Below are 14467 nucleotides of genomic sequence, written 5' to 3'. Positions count from 1 at the left end.
TCACTACACCTTTCACCGCGCTGGCTAATCCGTCGGTAAAAATAAGTAGGAATACATGGTAACAGTGTGCATGGAGTTTTCCGAGAAGCTAGAGTTCGGCCACGAAGACCGCAAGCGCATCTACGAATACGTGGAACGGCACGGGAGGGCCGACGCGGACGAGGTACAGCAATCGCTCCGTATCGATCCCGGCGGCTTCCGCCACCACGTCGCCATCCTGCGGCGAGATGGCTACCTCTCGGAAGACGACGACGATGTCCTCACGGTTTCGCTCGAAACAGGCGCCGAAGAGGAGTTCATCGACGAAGACGTCGAGTTCGTCATCCGCCCCGCCCGACAGGAGGACCTCACCGGTATCGTCGGTGCGATTCGACAGGTTGCGGAGGAGGGAACCTATATCGTCGCCGAAACAGTCGCCGACGAAATCGACCATCAGGAGGCGTTGCTCCGGCACAACGAACTCGAATCACGGATGTTCTTCGTCGCCACGGTGAACGACGACGTGGTCGGATGGGTGCATCTGCACGCCCCGGAACTGGATAAACTCAGTCACACCGCCGAGTTGACGGTCGGCGTCCTGGACGAGTACACCGGCCACGGAATCGGGAGCCATCTGCTCGAGCGTGGCTTGGAGTGGGCCGGGTCGAACAACTACGAGAAAGTCTACCAGAGCGCTCCCTCGACCAACCAGAACGCCATCGAGTTCCTCAAGGCCCACGGGTGGGAGACCGAGGCCGTGCGTGAGGACCATTACAAAATCAACGGTGAGTACGTGGACGAAGTGATGATGGCGGTGAAGTTGTAGCGATTCGTTTCACCGTCGCCCTCAGTTCTTTCGAACCGTTCCGGAACTCGAACACTCACACGCCGAGTAGCGCGGCGAAGGCGACGAAAATCCCGGTAAGAACCGCTGAAAGGCTGATGGCTGCCGCGGTGATCTTCGCGGCAGAGATCTGGTCGGCCTGTCGGTTCGTCCGATCCGAGACGGAGCCTTCGTCGCCGAACGGCGTGAAATCGTAGCGGTTTCGCAGCGCAAGCCAAACGCAGAACCGAAACCACCCCTGAATGAACCATTCGATACCGATAGCGAGCGGGATGAACAGGCCGAACAGTGCCACCGGCGGCAGCGACAGGCGGAACCAGACGGCGAGGTAGCCTCCCGCGAGAACGAACGCGATTGCGGCGACGGCGTACCGCTGACGTTGCTGTTCTCGACTGATGTTACAAACTCCCGGTCGGTAGGATGTAGTAGTCATGGCTGGCGTTTCGGTCGATGGAAACCCCGTAGAGTGCGTTCGGTGATCGATGGCTATGCAGGTGTTCTCCGTTCGGCGTTCACGGAGTTGAATATGGCGACAGGAGACAGCACTGCCGGTAGGAATAGTGGTTACTGTGATGTCGCTTCTCGAAAAATCGGATGTCAAATCGTTGGTACCCCCACTCCCTACTGGTCGTGGTGCACGGGGAACGCGACTTCGACGGTCGCCTTGTAATTCGTAATCTGTCCGTTTTCGACGTTCGCCGTCCAGTCTTCGACTTCGATACCGTGAATCTCGTCGATGGTCTCGCTCGCCTGTTCGACCGCTTCTCGGGCGGCGTCTTCCCACGACTCTTCGGAGGTGCCGAGCACTTTGATGATTTTCACTGCCGTCATGGCATACGCTCTACGCTAGCATCGAGGTAGCGTTTTGTGGCCGCCTTTGAAGAGGTGTTCGTGTGTCGATTCACCCTCGTTAGCCACGTCGTACGATCAGCATGACCCACCATCATCTCGAAAAACCGAAAGGCAATTCCCGATATCCCTGTTACCGACGGACATGATTTCCATCGCGCTCGCGGGCAAACCCAACGCCGGGAAGTCCACGTTCTACAAGTCGGCAACGCTGGCTGACGTGGACGTGGCGAACTATCCCTTTACGACCATCGACGCGAATCGCGGCGTGAGCCACGTCCGCACCGATTGCCCCTGTCTGGAACGCGACGAACGATGTGGCAACGAACATTGCCACGACGGAAAACGCTACGTGCCCATCGAACTGCTCGACGTCGCCGGACTCGTTCCGGGGGCACACGAAGGAAGAGGGCTTGGCAACCAGTTCTTGGACGCTCTGACGAACGCGGACGCTATCGTCAACGTCGTGGACGCATCCGGTGGGACGAACGAGGAAGGAGAACCCGTCGAAGTCGGAAGCTACGACCCCGTCGAGGAAGTCGATTTTATCGAGGAGGAGATGGACCAGTGGCTCGCAGGGATCATCGAGCGTAACTGGGAAACCGTCGAACGTCAATCCCGTTCGCCCGGATTCGACATCGACGAGGCGCTCTCGGAGATGCTGACGGGGTTCGGTGCGACGGAACACGACGTGGGGGTAAGCCTCCGTGAACTCGAATATCCTCCCAATCCGGGTGAGTGGACGGACGAGCATCGTGAGGCGCTCGCCCGCGACGTCCGTGCCAGAACGAAGCCGATCATCCTCGTGGCGAACAAGGCCGATATCGCGCCCGAGGAGAACATCGAGCGACTGCGAGAAACGGGCAAACCCGTGATTCCCGCAACCGCGGAGGGTGAACTCGCCCTCAGACAGGGAGTCGAGGCTGGGGTCGTGAATTACGATTCCGGCGACGATGATTTCGAAATCATCGGCGACCTAAGCGGCCAACAGCGGGCCGGACTCGAGCGAATAAGCGAAGTCATGAATGAGTGGGGCGGAACCGGCGTGCAGGAGGCACTCGACACTGCCGTCTACGACCTCCTCGACCGAATCACGGCCTATCCAGTGCAGAACGAATCGAAGTGGACCGACGGTCAAGGTAACGTCCTTCCCGATGCGTTCTTGCTTCCGGACGGTTCAACCCCCGTTGACCTCGCGTATGCGGTTCACAGCGACATCGGTGACGGCTATCTGCATGCGGTGAACGCGAAGACGAACCGCGATATCGGCGATTCGTACGAGTTGGAGGAGGGCGACGTGATAAAAATAGTCAGCACGGCGAAGTAGAATCTCGGCTGTCGTGGTCTTCCACCAGTCGCGCGAAGTTTTCGAACACCAGTTCGCCAGTGACGTCGGCGAACGACTCGTCGGTTTCCTGCCAGCCGAAATCCCTCCCGACTCGTGGGCGCAACGAATTCGTCAACTCCGGGTGGAACTGCGTCGTCCACAGCGGCACGTCTCGATGTCGGGTGGCGAAGTGCTCGTTGTGTTCCGTCGAGGCGATCGTCTCCATTCCCTCGCCGGTTTCGACGACGTGGTCGCCGTGGACTGCCGGAAGCACCGACGAGACGCCGTCGAAAAGCGGGTCGTCCGCGAGGTCAGCGCGGACGAGTTCGTTGGTCAATCCGCGATGTTCGACCGACCCACCGAGCGCGTGGTTGACGATTTGGTGTCCGAAACAGACGCCGAGGGTCGGTATCTCGCGTTCGACCAGTTCGCGGACGAATTCGATTTCCTCGTTCATCCACGGGTACTCCGCACGCTCGTACACTCCAGCAGTGCTTCCCGAGATGATGACGCCACTCACTTCGGACAGCGACGGATGGCCCCCCTCGTTCGCGAAGTCGTGGACCGTATGCTCCGGAAGATACGACCGCATCTCGCGGCCGAAGTAGCGTAACTCGGGATCTACCTCGTTTTCCAACACGAGCAACATCGGCCGACTATCGGGGGGTGCCGATCAAAAAACTATGCCCGATAGGATCAGTCCTCGAAGAATTCGACCAGCAGTTCGTTCACCCTTTCCGGTTCGTCGTTCTGGACCCAGTGGCTCGCGTCCGGCAGTCGTTCCACCCGAATGTCGGGTACCCATCGTTCCAACCCCTCGGTCAGTTCGATTCCGAGTGCGGTGTCCTCTTCGCCCCAAATCAGTAGGGTTGGGACGGAAACGTCGGAATCGTCCCGAGAACCGCTGACTACCGTCCGGAGTTCCTGTGGTACGCGCTCACGAAAGAGAGCGCGATAGTAGTTGATGGCACCCGTCAGTGCACCCGGTTGTGCCGCAGCCTCGACATACCGTTGAACCTCGGACTCGCCGAACGCGTCCGGGTTTTCCGTGCCATCGCGGAATATCTCCTCGATCGTCGTGTAGTCACGGGCGGAGAGGAACAATTCGGGAAGCCACGGCAGTTGAAAGAAGAACATGTACCACGACCGGCGCAGTTGTTCGGGCGTGCGAAGCACGTCACGAAACCGGTCGGGATGCGGTGCGTTCAGTATGGCGAGTCGTTCGACGCGGTCCGGGTGACGGCTGGCGACTTCCCACGCGATTGCGCCACCCCAGTCGTGGCCGACGACGTGAGCCTCCTCCGCATCGAACTGGTCGATGAGTCCGACGACGTCACCGACCAGTTCGTCGAGTCGATACGCTCCGACTCCTCTCGGTTTCTCGGAGGCGTTGTACCCGCGCAGATCCGGTGCGACGACGTGATAGCCTGCGTCTGCGAGCGCCGGAATCTGGTCGCGCCACGAGTACCAAAACTCGGGAAAGCCGTGCAAGAGGACGACCAGTGGTCCGTCTCCTGCTTCGACGTAATGGAGGCGCACGCCGTTGACGACCGCTTCGTCGTGGATCAATTCGGGCATACCCGTGTCGATGAGATTTTCGTGAATAAGCGTTGAGGTATGTCCGTGTCCGAATCGTTCCTGGTTCCGATGCCGTCGGAACACCCGAGCCAGTCGTATCTCGACGAGTCGAAGCTCCAGTCCGTCATCGGCTGGTTCGATTTCGACTCGCCGAACGACGACCCGCTTCCGGTCCGAGATATCGGCGGCAAGTGGACGCTTACGGACGGACACACACACACACACACACACTCGTGCGTTCACCGCGTATCTTTTGAGGGCGGAGAAACGCCGTTTCGTTCGGGATACGGGTGAGGTTTCCATCCCCGTCTACGAACAGTGTGTCTCGTGGTGCCGGGAAGAAAACGTGACCGAAATCGCCGATTTTGCGGGCGCGTCGTCGCGAAATCGACGTTCGAGGCGGAGTGGGTAGAACGGTGTCGGTCGCTCGAATCGTCGCTATTTCCGCACCCTTTCGATGTAGTCGTCCATGTCCCGTGCGAGCGACATCGACCCGGGGCGAATCCAGAAATAGTCGTAGACGACGCCCTCGTCTTCGCCGTCGCCGGTAACCGTGTGTCGCCATTCGTCGCGGCGTTCCTCCGCGACGAGATGGAAGAAGTGACGACGGTAGGCTTTCGGCTTCTCGTAGTGGTGCCACACGTCGGTCGTCAGCGAGCGTATCGCCTCGAACTCGGTCAGCCCACTTTCCTCTTTAACCTCCCGGACGACCGCATCCCGTGGCGCTTCCCCGTCCTCGATACCACCCTTCGGAACCTGCACGCCACCCGCGGGGTCGGGATGTTCGAACACGAGCAGTTCACGCGCCTCCCGCATATCACGGGTGACGTAGGCGTATGCTTTCTCCTCGGTTGGAATTGATTCGGTCACGAGTATACTCGTTAGATGAAGGCGGACGGTGTAAGTGTCACGGTCAGGGTCGTTTCGCGAGGGTCGCTGGCAGTGTGTACGACGGGGGTCGCTGTGGTGTTGACGAAAACCATTAGGAGAGCGGCCGAAACCAAACCGCCGCGAGCAAGAGCGCGAGGAAGACGTACGACCCTCGAATCAGGAGCATCGTGGCGAGTTCAGGCCCCGCTCGATAAGCGACGGTCGCGATAACTGCGAACACAAGCACCGCGAGGATTGTACTCGGCGGGAATACCTGTGCGACGGCGAAGCCGAGGACACAGAGCAGGGAAAACGCCATGAGCGCGAACGCCGTCGTTCGCGCTCGCTCCTTCCCGAGAACGACGGCGACGGTGCGCTTCGAGATGGAGCGGTCGTACTCGTAATCCTGCGCGTCGTCGATGACTTTCACGCCCGAGAGGAGGACGAGGAAGACGCCAGCGAATGCGAGTGCGATCGGGGTGAGCGTCTCGGTTTGCGTGTAGTACCCGCCGAGGATGGCGATGGCGATGCCGAGCGGATATCCGCTGGTTGCGGAAATCGGATGCATGTCGAGTTGTGGCGCGTGGAGATAGCCGATGACCCACCCCGGAAGCGTGATGAGCGCGGCACCGATTCCGACGAAGACCCAGAGACCGACGAGGCAGGCGAAAAAGACCGCAGATGCGCCGGCCAAGAGAAGTTTACAGCCCCACTGGGTGAGTGGATGGTCGTCGTCCTCGCCTCGAATGTGAAAATCGATGTAGCCGTCCTTGACGTGGGCCGTGTAGACTCCGGCGAAGATGGCGGCCATGTGAAGTGCACCCGTCACGAGTAGGAATTCTCCGGCGAGCATGCTCCCGAACCACGATGCCGCGATGGGTGGAAGCATGAACACCGGATGTATCTGCGAGATGACGGCACGAAGGGCAGGAACTGCGCCGGTACCGTGGCGCGAAATGGGCATGTCGTCGAACCACGAGGTCAAGGGAGATAAAATCTCAGGCCAGTGGAGGACGGTGTGGAACGAAGAGGGGGAGTATCGGGATGGTTTCAACCGCGTATCTCGACGGTCGGGCACCGTGTCGTTCCCGTTCGGTTGCCGTCGGTTCCGGAGGTGACCCCGCTATCCTGAGTTCCAGTAGTAAGACGCCCGTCCCGCGTTCCGGTCGTAAACTGGCCGTCCCGCGTTTCGGTCGCTATGAACCCACTATCGGTTTCCCCCGTCGTCCGGTTCGTCTCCATGGTGTCGGTCGTACCGAACGTCGTTTCGTTGCCGCCAACTGTCCCCCCGGCTACTGTTTCGGCAGTCGGGCACGGGTTCGTCGCCCCATCTTGGTTCGCATGTGCTCCTGCGGAGAACGGGAAGACGGGTATTCCGACGATACTCATCGCAACTCCGACGACGACGACCACCACGAGGGTGGCCAGTGCTGGTGATGACTGTGTCATAAGTCGCCGGGAAATCGACCGTGACGAACGTCAGTGGCCGTAGTCGTTTTTTCCGTTTATCGAACGGAAAGCGCACAACTGTTGATTCTGGAGGTGGTTTCTGTCGCTCGGTACAAATCGTGGTTCGCCGACATGCACCTCAGGATCGATTACCGATTTCGAACCCGTTCGCTCTCGGTCGGGTCGTTTCGAGCCGAAATCGGGAAATAATCCCGTAGACGCCTCGTTTCGACGGGCCGAATTTCGACCAACGACGATTACCGAATCGCGTTCGCCGCTTCACCCATCACTTCGAGCGACTCCTTGATCTCCTCGATACCTGTCGCGTAGGAGATACGGGCGTAACCGGCACCGTTCTCGCCGAAGGCGTCACCGGGAACGACGATGACCCCCCGCGAAAGGACTTCGTCTACCCATCCCTCGGGAACTTTCGGCATCGCGTAGAACGCACCGGACGGCGTTGGCGTTTCGAGGCCGATATCCGAGAGTCCATCGAGGAGCACGTCCCTGCGCTCCTGGAACGAAGCGACCATTTCGTCCACCGGGTCTTGTGGCCCGGAGAGCGCACCTTTCGCGGCGAACTGCGCCGGAGCACTCGCGCAAGCTTGGACGTACTGGTGAACCCGGAGCATGCGCTCGATTCGGCGCTCGCTACCGGCGACCCACCCGAGTCGCCATCCGGTCATCGAGTAGGTCTTCGAGCAGGCGTTGACGATGACGACGTTGTCCGATTCGGCGAACTCCATCGGCGAGTAGTGGTCGCCCTCGAAGACGATGTGTTCGTACACCTCATCCGTGATGCAAAGGACATCGTGTTCGTCCGCGATACGGGCGAACTCGCGGATATCTTCCTCGCTGGAGACCGCGCCGGTCGGATTGCCGGGGCTGTTGATGACGAACGCGGCGGTGTCTTCGGTAATCGCTTCCTCGACTGCCGCTGGGTCGATCGTCAGGTCGTCGCGGACCGGCACCGGTTTCGGCGTCCCGCCCGCGATATGCGTCAGTGCTTCGTAGGCAACGAACCCGGGGTCGGGGTAGATAACCTCCTCGCCCGCGCTCACGTGGGCTTCCATAACGAGGTGGAGGGCTTCGCTTCCGCCCGCCGTGGCGATGATGTTCTCGGGAGGTATTTCGATATCGTTGTCGCGTTCGTGCTTCGCGCTGATAGCCTCCCTCAGTCCCAGGATTCCTTTGTTCGACGTGTAGGCGTCCGTTTCTCCCGATTCGATGGCGTCGAGGGCGGCCTGTCGCGCGTGTTTCGGTGTTGGAAAGTCGGGCTGGCCGATGCCGAGGTTGATGGCGTCCTCGCCTGCGGCCTCGAACACCTTCCGGATGCCACTTATCGATACGTGTTCGACCCTGTCCGAAAAGCCGGTCATACGCCCGAAACCACGGAGCGGGGGGCGATAATTCTTCTCCTCGGCTACTCGACCTGTGCCCGTAGCGTCTCGAGATGGTCGTCCAGCACGGAGAGGGCCGCGTCGGCATCCATATAGCCGTTTTCGTACTCCGAATACACTTTGTCGACGTCGCGGAAGAACTGTTCGAGATCAACGTCTTCGCTGTCGGTCATGGTTGGTCGAACGGGGTAGGGACGCAAAAGTATCCTGCTTGCACGTCGGTCCTGGCCGTTGCCAGCTCTTCACCCCCGAGTAACAAATTAAATACAATATTCTAGAAATAAAATTTAATATGGTTCAGTTATCGTATAGAAATGGATGAAAGAGAAATTCAACAGACGTTCGTTGATAAAATCGATCGGAACCGCAGCAACCGCGATTACGGTTCCAGCCGCGATGAGCGGTTCGGCAAGCGCGTTCACGGATGGGGAACGAGTCGCCGCGACCACGAGACTGAACACGCGGGAACAACCAGGCACTGAGTCGCCCATCGTCGCTACGGTGAACGACGGCGAAGTCGGCGAAATAATGAACGGTCCGACGACCGAAGACGGCTACACGTGGTGGGGTATCCATTGGCTCGACCGAAACGTCTGGGGCTGGTCCGTCGAGCGATACCTCCAATCCACGTCCGGCGGCGGTGGCGGCGCGGATTTCGACTGGCCGATTACGGGCTACATCACGTCACCGTACGGTGCCCGCCCCGGACATTACGCGGTTGACATCGGCGCCAACGGCAATATCGGCGAGCCGATTTACGCGGCCCGTAGCGGCGTCGTTGATATTCGAAGCTACGAATCGGGTGGCTGTGGCAACTATCTGAAGCTCGGTCACGAAAACGGCTACCAGACGATGTACTGCCACCTCAACAGCTTCGACGTGGTACAGGGCGAGAGCGTCTCCCGCGGCCAGAAGATCGGCGGCATGGGCAACACCGGGAACTCGACCGGTCCCCACCTTCACTTCACCGTCGAGCAGAACGGTACCCACCTCTCGATTCCGGGCGCTGACGGGGAGAACGTTACTGCCGGTACCGCGATTCCGAAGGACTACTCCGGAATCTGAGATCGTAACGACGGGGTAATCGAAATTGAGCTCTTGTTTTCCCCGTCGATAGCGACTCGCTGCGTCGTCCTCAAAATCATACGATCAGTCAGTTACTGGGGATGTGTCGTCCTCAGAAACCAGCGGTCGACACACCGCTACTGCAAATCGTTCTTATTGGAACATTCGGAGCGGTTGCGCCTGCGAACTCTCCTCCGATTCGGCCTGTTGCATGCGCTGGGCGAGCTGTTCTTTCTGCTGTCGAATATCCTCCGCGCGTTCCACGAGATCGTCAGTGTTCACCTCGACGTCGGCGAGCGGCGCGATGCCGTCTTTGATGAGGGTTCGGGCCGCCTCGGGGTCGGGGAACTGTGGATCGGATTGGACGATGAGACCGATACTGTCCAGACCGAGTTTTCCCGCGCGATGGAGGAGGGCACCGGTCGGCCCGCTGATCGCGCCGGTCTCACTGGGGAAATCGATATTCCGATCGTCCAGTAAAGAACTCGCCTCGCCGGTCGCGACGCCATACAATTCCGGGACATCACCTGACTGTTTTTGATGGGGGAGACCGCTGAGATACAACGGTGTCGCGTCCCTCGATTGGACCCAGGAGGAGACGCAGTTCGCGAACTGCGGTGAACTCTCGGCCGAGACGGGTACGTCGCTTTTGAGTGCGACCAGATTGCGTTCTTCGTCCGCATACAGTCGAACAGGTGGCAGAAGCTCCCGACCATCACCTTCATACACCGCGATTTCTGGGATTCCGCTGCAGTCGAGACCCGCATAGTAGGTCATGTCGAACTGTTCTACGATGTGATCCGTGGCGATTTTCCCGACCAATCCGAGGCCCGGAAGTCCCTCGATCAGCGTCGGTGCATCGAGTTCGATGTCCTCCGCGACCACGGTAATATTACTCATACACCATTGTTTGGTCGGCTTCATCTTAAATAGACGGGAGCGTTCAGATATCGAACCCGTCACGTCGCTCCGAAACCCACAAACGCCTCTCGTGCACACTGACGAGTAATGGACGCACTGGAGCGATACGAACCGATCCTTGACGACTATGAGGCGTTTCTCGCCGCCTGCGAGCGCCCCCTCCCATCGGTCGTTCGGGTAAACGGCATCAAAGCGACTCCCGAACGAGTGACCGACGCGTTCGACGCCGAGGGTGTCGAATGGGAATCACGCGAATGGAACGAGAACGTGCTCGAAATCGAAGGAAAACCGGGCAACACGTGGCCTTCGTTTCACGGGTGGACACATGGACAGGAGGAAGTCTCCTCGATTCCCGCATTCGTCCTCGACCCCGAACCGGGAGAACGCGTCCTCGATTCCTGTGCTGCACCCGGAAGCAAAACGACGCAACTCGCCGCATTGCTGGACGACGACGGACTCATCGTCGCCAACGACAGCAATCTCGGTCGTCTCTCCGCGCTGCGATTTAACACCGAACGCCTCGGGGTTACCTGTACCGCGGTGACGAACCAGGACGCTCGCAACTTCTCCCTCAAACCGTTCGATTTCGAGTCGTTCGACGCTGCACTCGTGGACGTGCCCTGTTCGTGTGAGGGGACAATTCGGAAGAACCCGACAGCACTGGATGATTGGAGTCTCGACCACATCGAAGGTGTCGCAGGCGTTCAAAAGGGAATTCTCCGGCGGGCGGTTCAGGCCACGCGAGAAGGCGGGAAGGTCGTCTACTCCACCTGTACCTTTGCGCCGGAGGAAAACGAAGCCGTCCTTGATCATGTTCTCGCGCGCGAGAACTGTCGACTGGTCGAGTACGACATCGGTCTTCGATCCGAACCCGGACTGACCGAGTGGCACGGCGACGACTACGACGAGAGCATTCGAAAGGCGAAACGATTCTACCCGCATCATAACGACACGGGCGGGTTCTTCTGCGCGAAACTGGAGGTGGGCGCATGACCGACGAATCGCGGAACGAGAAATCGAGTGCGGAACCGACGAACGATGGCCAGCGATTCGACCGCCTTCCGGTGACCGCGGAGGAGCGGGAGGTCCCCGGACGCGCGAGTAGACGGGAGATACTCGACTGGTGGGAGGAACGATTTGGAATCGAACCGAAAACATTCGACGGCTACTCCTTCTGGGAGAAAGGGAAAGGGAAGATATGGATCCTCCGCGGCGATCTCGACTCGCCGGTTCGAATCGAGGCGCTCGGAATGACGTTCCTTCGCACGCGACAGCGACATTGGAAACCGACGACGAACGCAGCACAGCGGTTCGGCGGACTTGCGACGAGAAACGTCGTCCACCTCGACGACCAACGAGCTCGTCGGTTCGTCCACGGCGAAGATCAGGAACTCGACTGGGACGGCGACTGGGGATACCTCATCGTCAGTCACGAACTCGCGGGCGGTCGAGAACCGCTCGGCGTCGGCCTGTATTTGCACGGCGAACTCCAGTCGCTCGTTCCGAAGGGGCGACAGCGCGATATCTGACGGCATCCGTTCGCTACCGTTTTCGAATCGTTCCGCCACTCAGTCCCTCCCATTCGACCGTATATCCGAGCCGTGAGAGAACGGCGCTCGCATCGTCGATTTCGGCGTCGGAGAGGAGATTCCCTACTTCGGAATACCCCATCCCGTCTTCGATACCGTCGGCCAGTTCGTCCAGGACACCGGGACGAATCAGCGTCCGTCCGACTCGTTCGTGCTCCGGAAACGCCGTGTCCTCTATCGCGTCCTCGCTGACACCATGATCGGCGGCGAGGTCGGCCAATGAAACAACGTCCGCTTCAGGCACGATTTCGTCCGGAAGCGACGCCCGACTCTCGGCGACGAGTTCCTCCTCGTACCGTCGGAGCGCATCGCGAACGTCCTTGACCCGAATCCGGTCGGAATAAGGAATCGCCTTGTGGTCGCGTGCCGTGATCGCTTCCCCGACACCGAGGGATTCGTCCACAGCGACGAGCAGTTCGTCCGCCACGGTGTCGAGTTGCGATAATTTCTTCTCGACGTACTCCGGCGTCCAAAAGCCCATGATTTCGAAGAAGACGCGGAAATCAGCGTGTCGATAGTCGAACGCGAAGTCGGGGATCATTACCCGCGAACCCGCCTCCAGCGGTTCCGGTTCGCGAACGAGGTTCCAGTCCAATCCGAGCGCGTCGAACCTCGTCGCGAACTCGCGTTCGACTTCGCTGTCGAACGCGAGTTCGCTGACTGGGTCGGTTCCCGGCCCGTTCAGTGGGTCGGCGTCGGAAAGGGTGAGTTCACGCTCGGTTCCGTGATCGTCGATGGTCGCGGTCAGATGCCACTCGTCGGCTTTTACCACGGTTCGTAGGAGCCGAGCGAATCGTGTACCGTAGCGTCGTGTGGCGCGAAAGAGCGCGTCCGGGCCGGTGACGACGACCTCCCGTCCATCGCTCGTTTTACGGATTTCGTACATCAACCGCAGTCGCTTGACGGCGGAGACGAGCGCTTTCGGGTCGGCGCTTCGAACCCGAAGTTCGGTCGCATCGAACAGCGCGGTCTGTGCGAGCGAGAGGTTGTACTGGGAAACCAGTTCGTCGGGGTTCCAACGCGAATCGAAGTTCGTGAGGATCTGTCGCTCTTCCAGGTCGGCATACAGCGAACGCTCGATGTCCTCGGGCGACGCGTCGAGTCGGTCACCAGCACGACGGAGCGCGGTTTCGCGGTCGGCGTCGCACGTGACACCGACAGCCTCAGCTTCCTCGAAGGCGACGTTTCGAGCACGTTCCGGGGGAACGGGTGCTTGTGGCTCGAAGGTCGATTCGCGTTCGAGCAGTTTGGCGAACCCGCGGACGAGTTTGAAATCCGGGGCATCGGTTTCGAGGTCGGCGAGAGCGATCTGGAGTTCCGAACGCGGGTTTCCGACGTGTCCCTGATAGGTCCCGAGGACGCGTGCGGAGAGCGGGCGGTGTGTTCGCCCGGCGAACTGTGGATGATAGCCTCCCCCGGCGCGTGACACCCGGAGCAGGTCTTTCGTAAGCACGATACCACGTACATTCGGCATCTACAAAAGGCGTCGGAATGAGAAGATTCATTCCGCATGCCCTAATGGGTCTGATGTATGCGCAGACGAAAAGCCCTCCAGCGGTTCGGACTCGTCGCTGTCGCCGCTTCGTCCGGTGGCTGTGCCGCGATTCTCGGCGGCGGTAATCAGAAAGCGGACGACGGTGATCGAAGAGTTTCGGGCAATTTGGAAACCGTCAGCATAAACGGCGTTCGAGAAGGCGACAGCGGAAACCTCGTCGTAGCTGTGAGCATCAAAAACAACGGCGACGATACGGCCTCTGCGACACTCAAAGTATCTACGATCATCGGCGAAACGGTTCACGAAAAATCGCCGAAGGTAACCGTCCCCGGTGGCCAAACGAAGGAAGTGACGATTCCGTTTGAAGTCAAATATGCGAAATACGAAAACGCTTCACACACCACCGTCAACCTCGACTTGCAGTAACTACAGCACCATCACCGTGACGAGTGCGATGACGAGTATCTTTTTGACGATGATAACCGCGATAACGGCCTGTTTCGTGGACAGCGACCGTCCCCACGAGACGAATCGGCGAACGTAGCCGGGCGACCGTGCGAGCTCTCGCGCGAGCAGTTCGAGTTCCGTTCGAAACGTTTCGGACACGGAGCCTTCCCCGTCAGTGTACGCGAGGGTAGAGACTGGAACCCATCCATCGGCAGTGTATCGAACCGTCACCGAAAGGCCTTCGAGATGGCTGACTTGTGCGAACTCGAAGCCGTGTTCGTCCGTCAGCGATTCGAGTTTGCGGACGTCACGTGCGTCGTCGAGAGCGTACACGAGCCGTTCCGAATCGGTCGTCCAGTCGAATGTGAGGGTAAGTACGACCTGGGACTCGTTTACGTGAACGTGTCGGACGGTTCCCGCTTCGGTAGTACCGTCCCGTTCTTTCTGTTTGGCAGTCAGTAGCTCGTACTCCTCGGTCGTGGGGTCGGTAGTGGTTGCTCGAGTCATCGTCCTCTCCATGCTGTCACATCGTCTCGAAAGGGGGGTCCCCCGGAAGCCATGTCAGAGGTGAATGGGGTCGCCCCCGTTTGATCGGACGGCCAAGCGGGTATTGAGTACTCCCAAGATAGTATGGAAACAATACATACTATCGAT

19 protein-coding genes are annotated in these 14467 nt (G+C 59.6%); 7 read left to right on the top strand and 12 right to left on the bottom strand.

Annotated features, from left to right (window positions below):
* The first annotated feature begins 70 nt into the window (after nt 1-70).
* Nucleotides 71-805 (top strand): GNAT family N-acetyltransferase, encoded by a 735-nt coding sequence (locus OOF89_RS13945; protein ID WP_266077266.1) that lies wholly within the window; start codon nt 71-73, stop codon nt 803-805.
* 55 nt (nt 806-860) lie between these two features.
* Here the strand turns inward: OOF89_RS13945 and OOF89_RS13940 are convergent, their stop codons facing one another.
* Together OOF89_RS13940 and OOF89_RS13935 are read right to left on the bottom strand one after the other, a co-directional pair.
* Nucleotides 861-1256, bottom strand: a complete 396-nt coding sequence (locus tag OOF89_RS13940; RefSeq protein ID WP_266077264.1) for a hypothetical protein — start codon at nt 1254-1256, stop codon at nt 861-863.
* A gap of 188 nt (nt 1257-1444) precedes the next feature.
* Entirely contained in the window at nt 1445-1654 is a 210-nt protein-coding gene (locus OOF89_RS13935) for a dodecin family protein (RefSeq protein WP_266077262.1), read from the bottom strand.
* A gap of 163 nt (nt 1655-1817) precedes the next feature.
* On the opposite strand from OOF89_RS13935, the gene OOF89_RS13930 reads away from it, so the two are divergent.
* Nucleotides 1818-2999: a redox-regulated ATPase YchF gene (locus OOF89_RS13930; RefSeq protein WP_266077260.1), complete on the top strand. Its 1182-nt coding sequence runs from the start codon at nt 1818-1820 to the stop codon at nt 2997-2999.
* Here OOF89_RS13930 and OOF89_RS13925 read toward each other — a convergent pair.
* A complete protein-coding gene (locus tag OOF89_RS13925) occupies nt 2983-3648 on the bottom strand; it encodes a type 1 glutamine amidotransferase (RefSeq protein ID WP_266077258.1) in 666 nt (221 codons plus the stop codon). The genes OOF89_RS13930 and OOF89_RS13925 overlap by 17 nt on opposite strands.
* A 47-nt stretch (nt 3649-3695) precedes the next feature.
* The gene (locus OOF89_RS13920) at nt 3696-4577 is read right to left on the bottom strand and encodes an alpha/beta fold hydrolase (RefSeq protein ID WP_266077256.1); all 882 of its coding nucleotides are present in this window, start codon (nt 4575-4577) and stop codon (nt 3696-3698) included.
* Between the two features lie 45 nt (nt 4578-4622).
* On the opposite strand from OOF89_RS13920, the gene OOF89_RS13915 reads away from it, so the two are divergent.
* Nucleotides 4623-4871 carry a hypothetical protein gene (locus OOF89_RS13915; protein ID WP_266077254.1) on the top strand — a complete coding sequence of 83 codons (249 nt, stop codon included), beginning with the start codon at nt 4623-4625 and terminating at the stop codon, nt 4869-4871.
* A gap of 144 nt (nt 4872-5015) precedes the next feature.
* On the opposite strand, the gene OOF89_RS13910 is transcribed toward OOF89_RS13915, so the two are convergent.
* From OOF89_RS13910 to OOF89_RS13890, 5 genes are all read right to left on the bottom strand, one after another.
* A complete protein-coding gene (locus OOF89_RS13910) occupies nt 5016-5447 on the bottom strand; it encodes an NUDIX hydrolase (protein WP_266077253.1) in 432 nt (143 codons plus the stop codon).
* A gap of 112 nt (nt 5448-5559) precedes the next feature.
* On the bottom strand, nt 5560-6411 hold the full coding sequence (locus tag OOF89_RS13905) for a UbiA family prenyltransferase (protein WP_266077251.1): 852 nt from the start codon (nt 6409-6411) through the stop codon (nt 5560-5562).
* Between the two features lie 86 nt (nt 6412-6497).
* Nucleotides 6498-6896: a hypothetical protein gene (locus OOF89_RS13900; protein ID WP_266077249.1), complete on the bottom strand. Its 399-nt coding sequence runs from the start codon at nt 6894-6896 to the stop codon at nt 6498-6500.
* 257 nt (nt 6897-7153) lie between these two features.
* Nucleotides 7154-8275, bottom strand: coding sequence for a pyridoxal phosphate-dependent aminotransferase (locus OOF89_RS13895; protein ID WP_266077247.1), 1122 nt, complete (start codon nt 8273-8275; stop codon nt 7154-7156).
* Nucleotides 8276-8319: 44 nt separating this feature from the next.
* The gene (locus OOF89_RS13890) at nt 8320-8469 is read right to left on the bottom strand and encodes a hypothetical protein (protein ID WP_266077245.1); all 150 of its coding nucleotides are present in this window, start codon (nt 8467-8469) and stop codon (nt 8320-8322) included.
* 145 nt (nt 8470-8614) lie between these two features.
* Here OOF89_RS13890 and OOF89_RS13885 point away from each other — a divergent pair, with 145 nt between their 5' ends.
* Nucleotides 8615-9361, top strand: coding sequence for a M23 family metallopeptidase (locus tag OOF89_RS13885; RefSeq protein ID WP_266077242.1), 747 nt, complete (start codon nt 8615-8617; stop codon nt 9359-9361).
* Between the two features lie 153 nt (nt 9362-9514).
* Here OOF89_RS13885 and OOF89_RS13880 read toward each other — a convergent pair whose 3' ends face one another.
* Complete coding sequence (locus OOF89_RS13880) at nt 9515-10261, bottom strand: proteasome assembly chaperone family protein (protein ID WP_266077240.1); 747 nt, start codon at nt 10259-10261, stop codon at nt 9515-9517.
* Nucleotides 10262-10369: 108 nt separating this feature from the next.
* On the opposite strand from OOF89_RS13880, the gene OOF89_RS13875 reads away from it, so the two are divergent.
* A complete protein-coding gene (locus OOF89_RS13875; RefSeq protein ID WP_266077238.1) occupies nt 10370-11275 on the top strand; it encodes an RsmB/NOP family class I SAM-dependent RNA methyltransferase in 906 nt (301 codons plus the stop codon).
* The gene (locus OOF89_RS13870) at nt 11272-11811 is read left to right on the top strand and encodes a DUF7122 family protein (RefSeq protein ID WP_266077236.1); all 540 of its coding nucleotides are present in this window, start codon (nt 11272-11274) and stop codon (nt 11809-11811) included. Before OOF89_RS13875 ends, OOF89_RS13870 begins: the two co-directional genes overlap by 4 nt.
* A 13-nt stretch (nt 11812-11824) precedes the next feature.
* On the opposite strand, the gene OOF89_RS13865 is transcribed toward OOF89_RS13870, so the two are convergent.
* The gene (locus tag OOF89_RS13865; protein ID WP_266079798.1) at nt 11825-13324 is read right to left on the bottom strand and encodes a DUF790 family protein; all 1500 of its coding nucleotides are present in this window, start codon (nt 13322-13324) and stop codon (nt 11825-11827) included.
* A gap of 78 nt (nt 13325-13402) precedes the next feature.
* On the opposite strand from OOF89_RS13865, the gene OOF89_RS13860 reads away from it, so the two are divergent.
* Complete coding sequence (locus tag OOF89_RS13860) at nt 13403-13792, top strand: hypothetical protein (RefSeq protein ID WP_266077235.1); 390 nt, start codon at nt 13403-13405, stop codon at nt 13790-13792.
* Here the strand turns inward: OOF89_RS13860 and OOF89_RS13855 are convergent, their stop codons facing one another.
* Entirely contained in the window at nt 13793-14320 is a 528-nt protein-coding gene (locus tag OOF89_RS13855; RefSeq protein WP_266077234.1) for a hypothetical protein, read from the bottom strand.
* Between the last annotated feature and the right edge of the window lie 147 nt (nt 14321-14467).

Origin of the sequence: Haladaptatus caseinilyticus (assembly GCF_026248685.1) — an archaeon.
GTDB classification, from domain to species: Archaea; Halobacteriota; Halobacteria; order Halobacteriales; family Haladaptataceae; genus Haladaptatus; species Haladaptatus caseinilyticus.
Note: the sequence above shows the minus strand (reverse complement) of the source record. Positions and strands in the feature narration are given on the sequence as shown.

Bases quoted from the DNA above. Each gene is read 5' to 3' on its own strand.
- OOF89_RS13945 (WP_266077266.1), top strand. From the start codon at position 71: ATGGAGTTTTCCGAGAAGCTAGAGTTCGGCCACGAAGACCGCAAGCGC.
- OOF89_RS13940 (WP_266077264.1), bottom strand. From the start codon at position 1,256: ATGACTACTACATCCTACCGACCGGGAGTTTGTAACATCAGTCGAGAA.
- OOF89_RS13935 (WP_266077262.1), bottom strand. From the start codon at position 1,654: ATGACGGCAGTGAAAATCATCAAAGTGCTCGGCACCTCCGAAGAGTCG.
- OOF89_RS13930 (WP_266077260.1), top strand. From the start codon at position 1,818: ATGATTTCCATCGCGCTCGCGGGCAAACCCAACGCCGGGAAGTCCACG.
- OOF89_RS13925 (WP_266077258.1), bottom strand. From the start codon at position 3,648: ATGTTGCTCGTGTTGGAAAACGAGGTAGATCCCGAGTTACGCTACTTC.
- OOF89_RS13920 (WP_266077256.1), bottom strand. From the start codon at position 4,577: ATGCCCGAATTGATCCACGACGAAGCGGTCGTCAACGGCGTGCGCCTC.
- OOF89_RS13905 (WP_266077251.1), bottom strand. From the start codon at position 6,411: ATGCCCATTTCGCGCCACGGTACCGGCGCAGTTCCTGCCCTTCGTGCC.
- OOF89_RS13900 (WP_266077249.1), bottom strand. From the start codon at position 6,896: ATGACACAGTCATCACCAGCACTGGCCACCCTCGTGGTGGTCGTCGTC.
- OOF89_RS13895 (WP_266077247.1), bottom strand. From the start codon at position 8,275: ATGACCGGCTTTTCGGACAGGGTCGAACACGTATCGATAAGTGGCATC.
- OOF89_RS13890 (WP_266077245.1), bottom strand. From the start codon at position 8,469: ATGACCGACAGCGAAGACGTTGATCTCGAACAGTTCTTCCGCGACGTC.
- OOF89_RS13885 (WP_266077242.1), top strand. From the start codon at position 8,615: ATGAAAGAGAAATTCAACAGACGTTCGTTGATAAAATCGATCGGAACC.
- OOF89_RS13880 (WP_266077240.1), bottom strand. From the start codon at position 10,261: ATGAGTAATATTACCGTGGTCGCGGAGGACATCGAACTCGATGCACCG.
- OOF89_RS13875 (WP_266077238.1), top strand. From the start codon at position 10,370: ATGGACGCACTGGAGCGATACGAACCGATCCTTGACGACTATGAGGCG.
- OOF89_RS13870 (WP_266077236.1), top strand. From the start codon at position 11,272: ATGACCGACGAATCGCGGAACGAGAAATCGAGTGCGGAACCGACGAAC.
- OOF89_RS13860 (WP_266077235.1), top strand. From the start codon at position 13,403: ATGCGCAGACGAAAAGCCCTCCAGCGGTTCGGACTCGTCGCTGTCGCC.
- OOF89_RS13855 (WP_266077234.1), bottom strand. From the start codon at position 14,320: ATGACTCGAGCAACCACTACCGACCCCACGACCGAGGAGTACGAGCTA.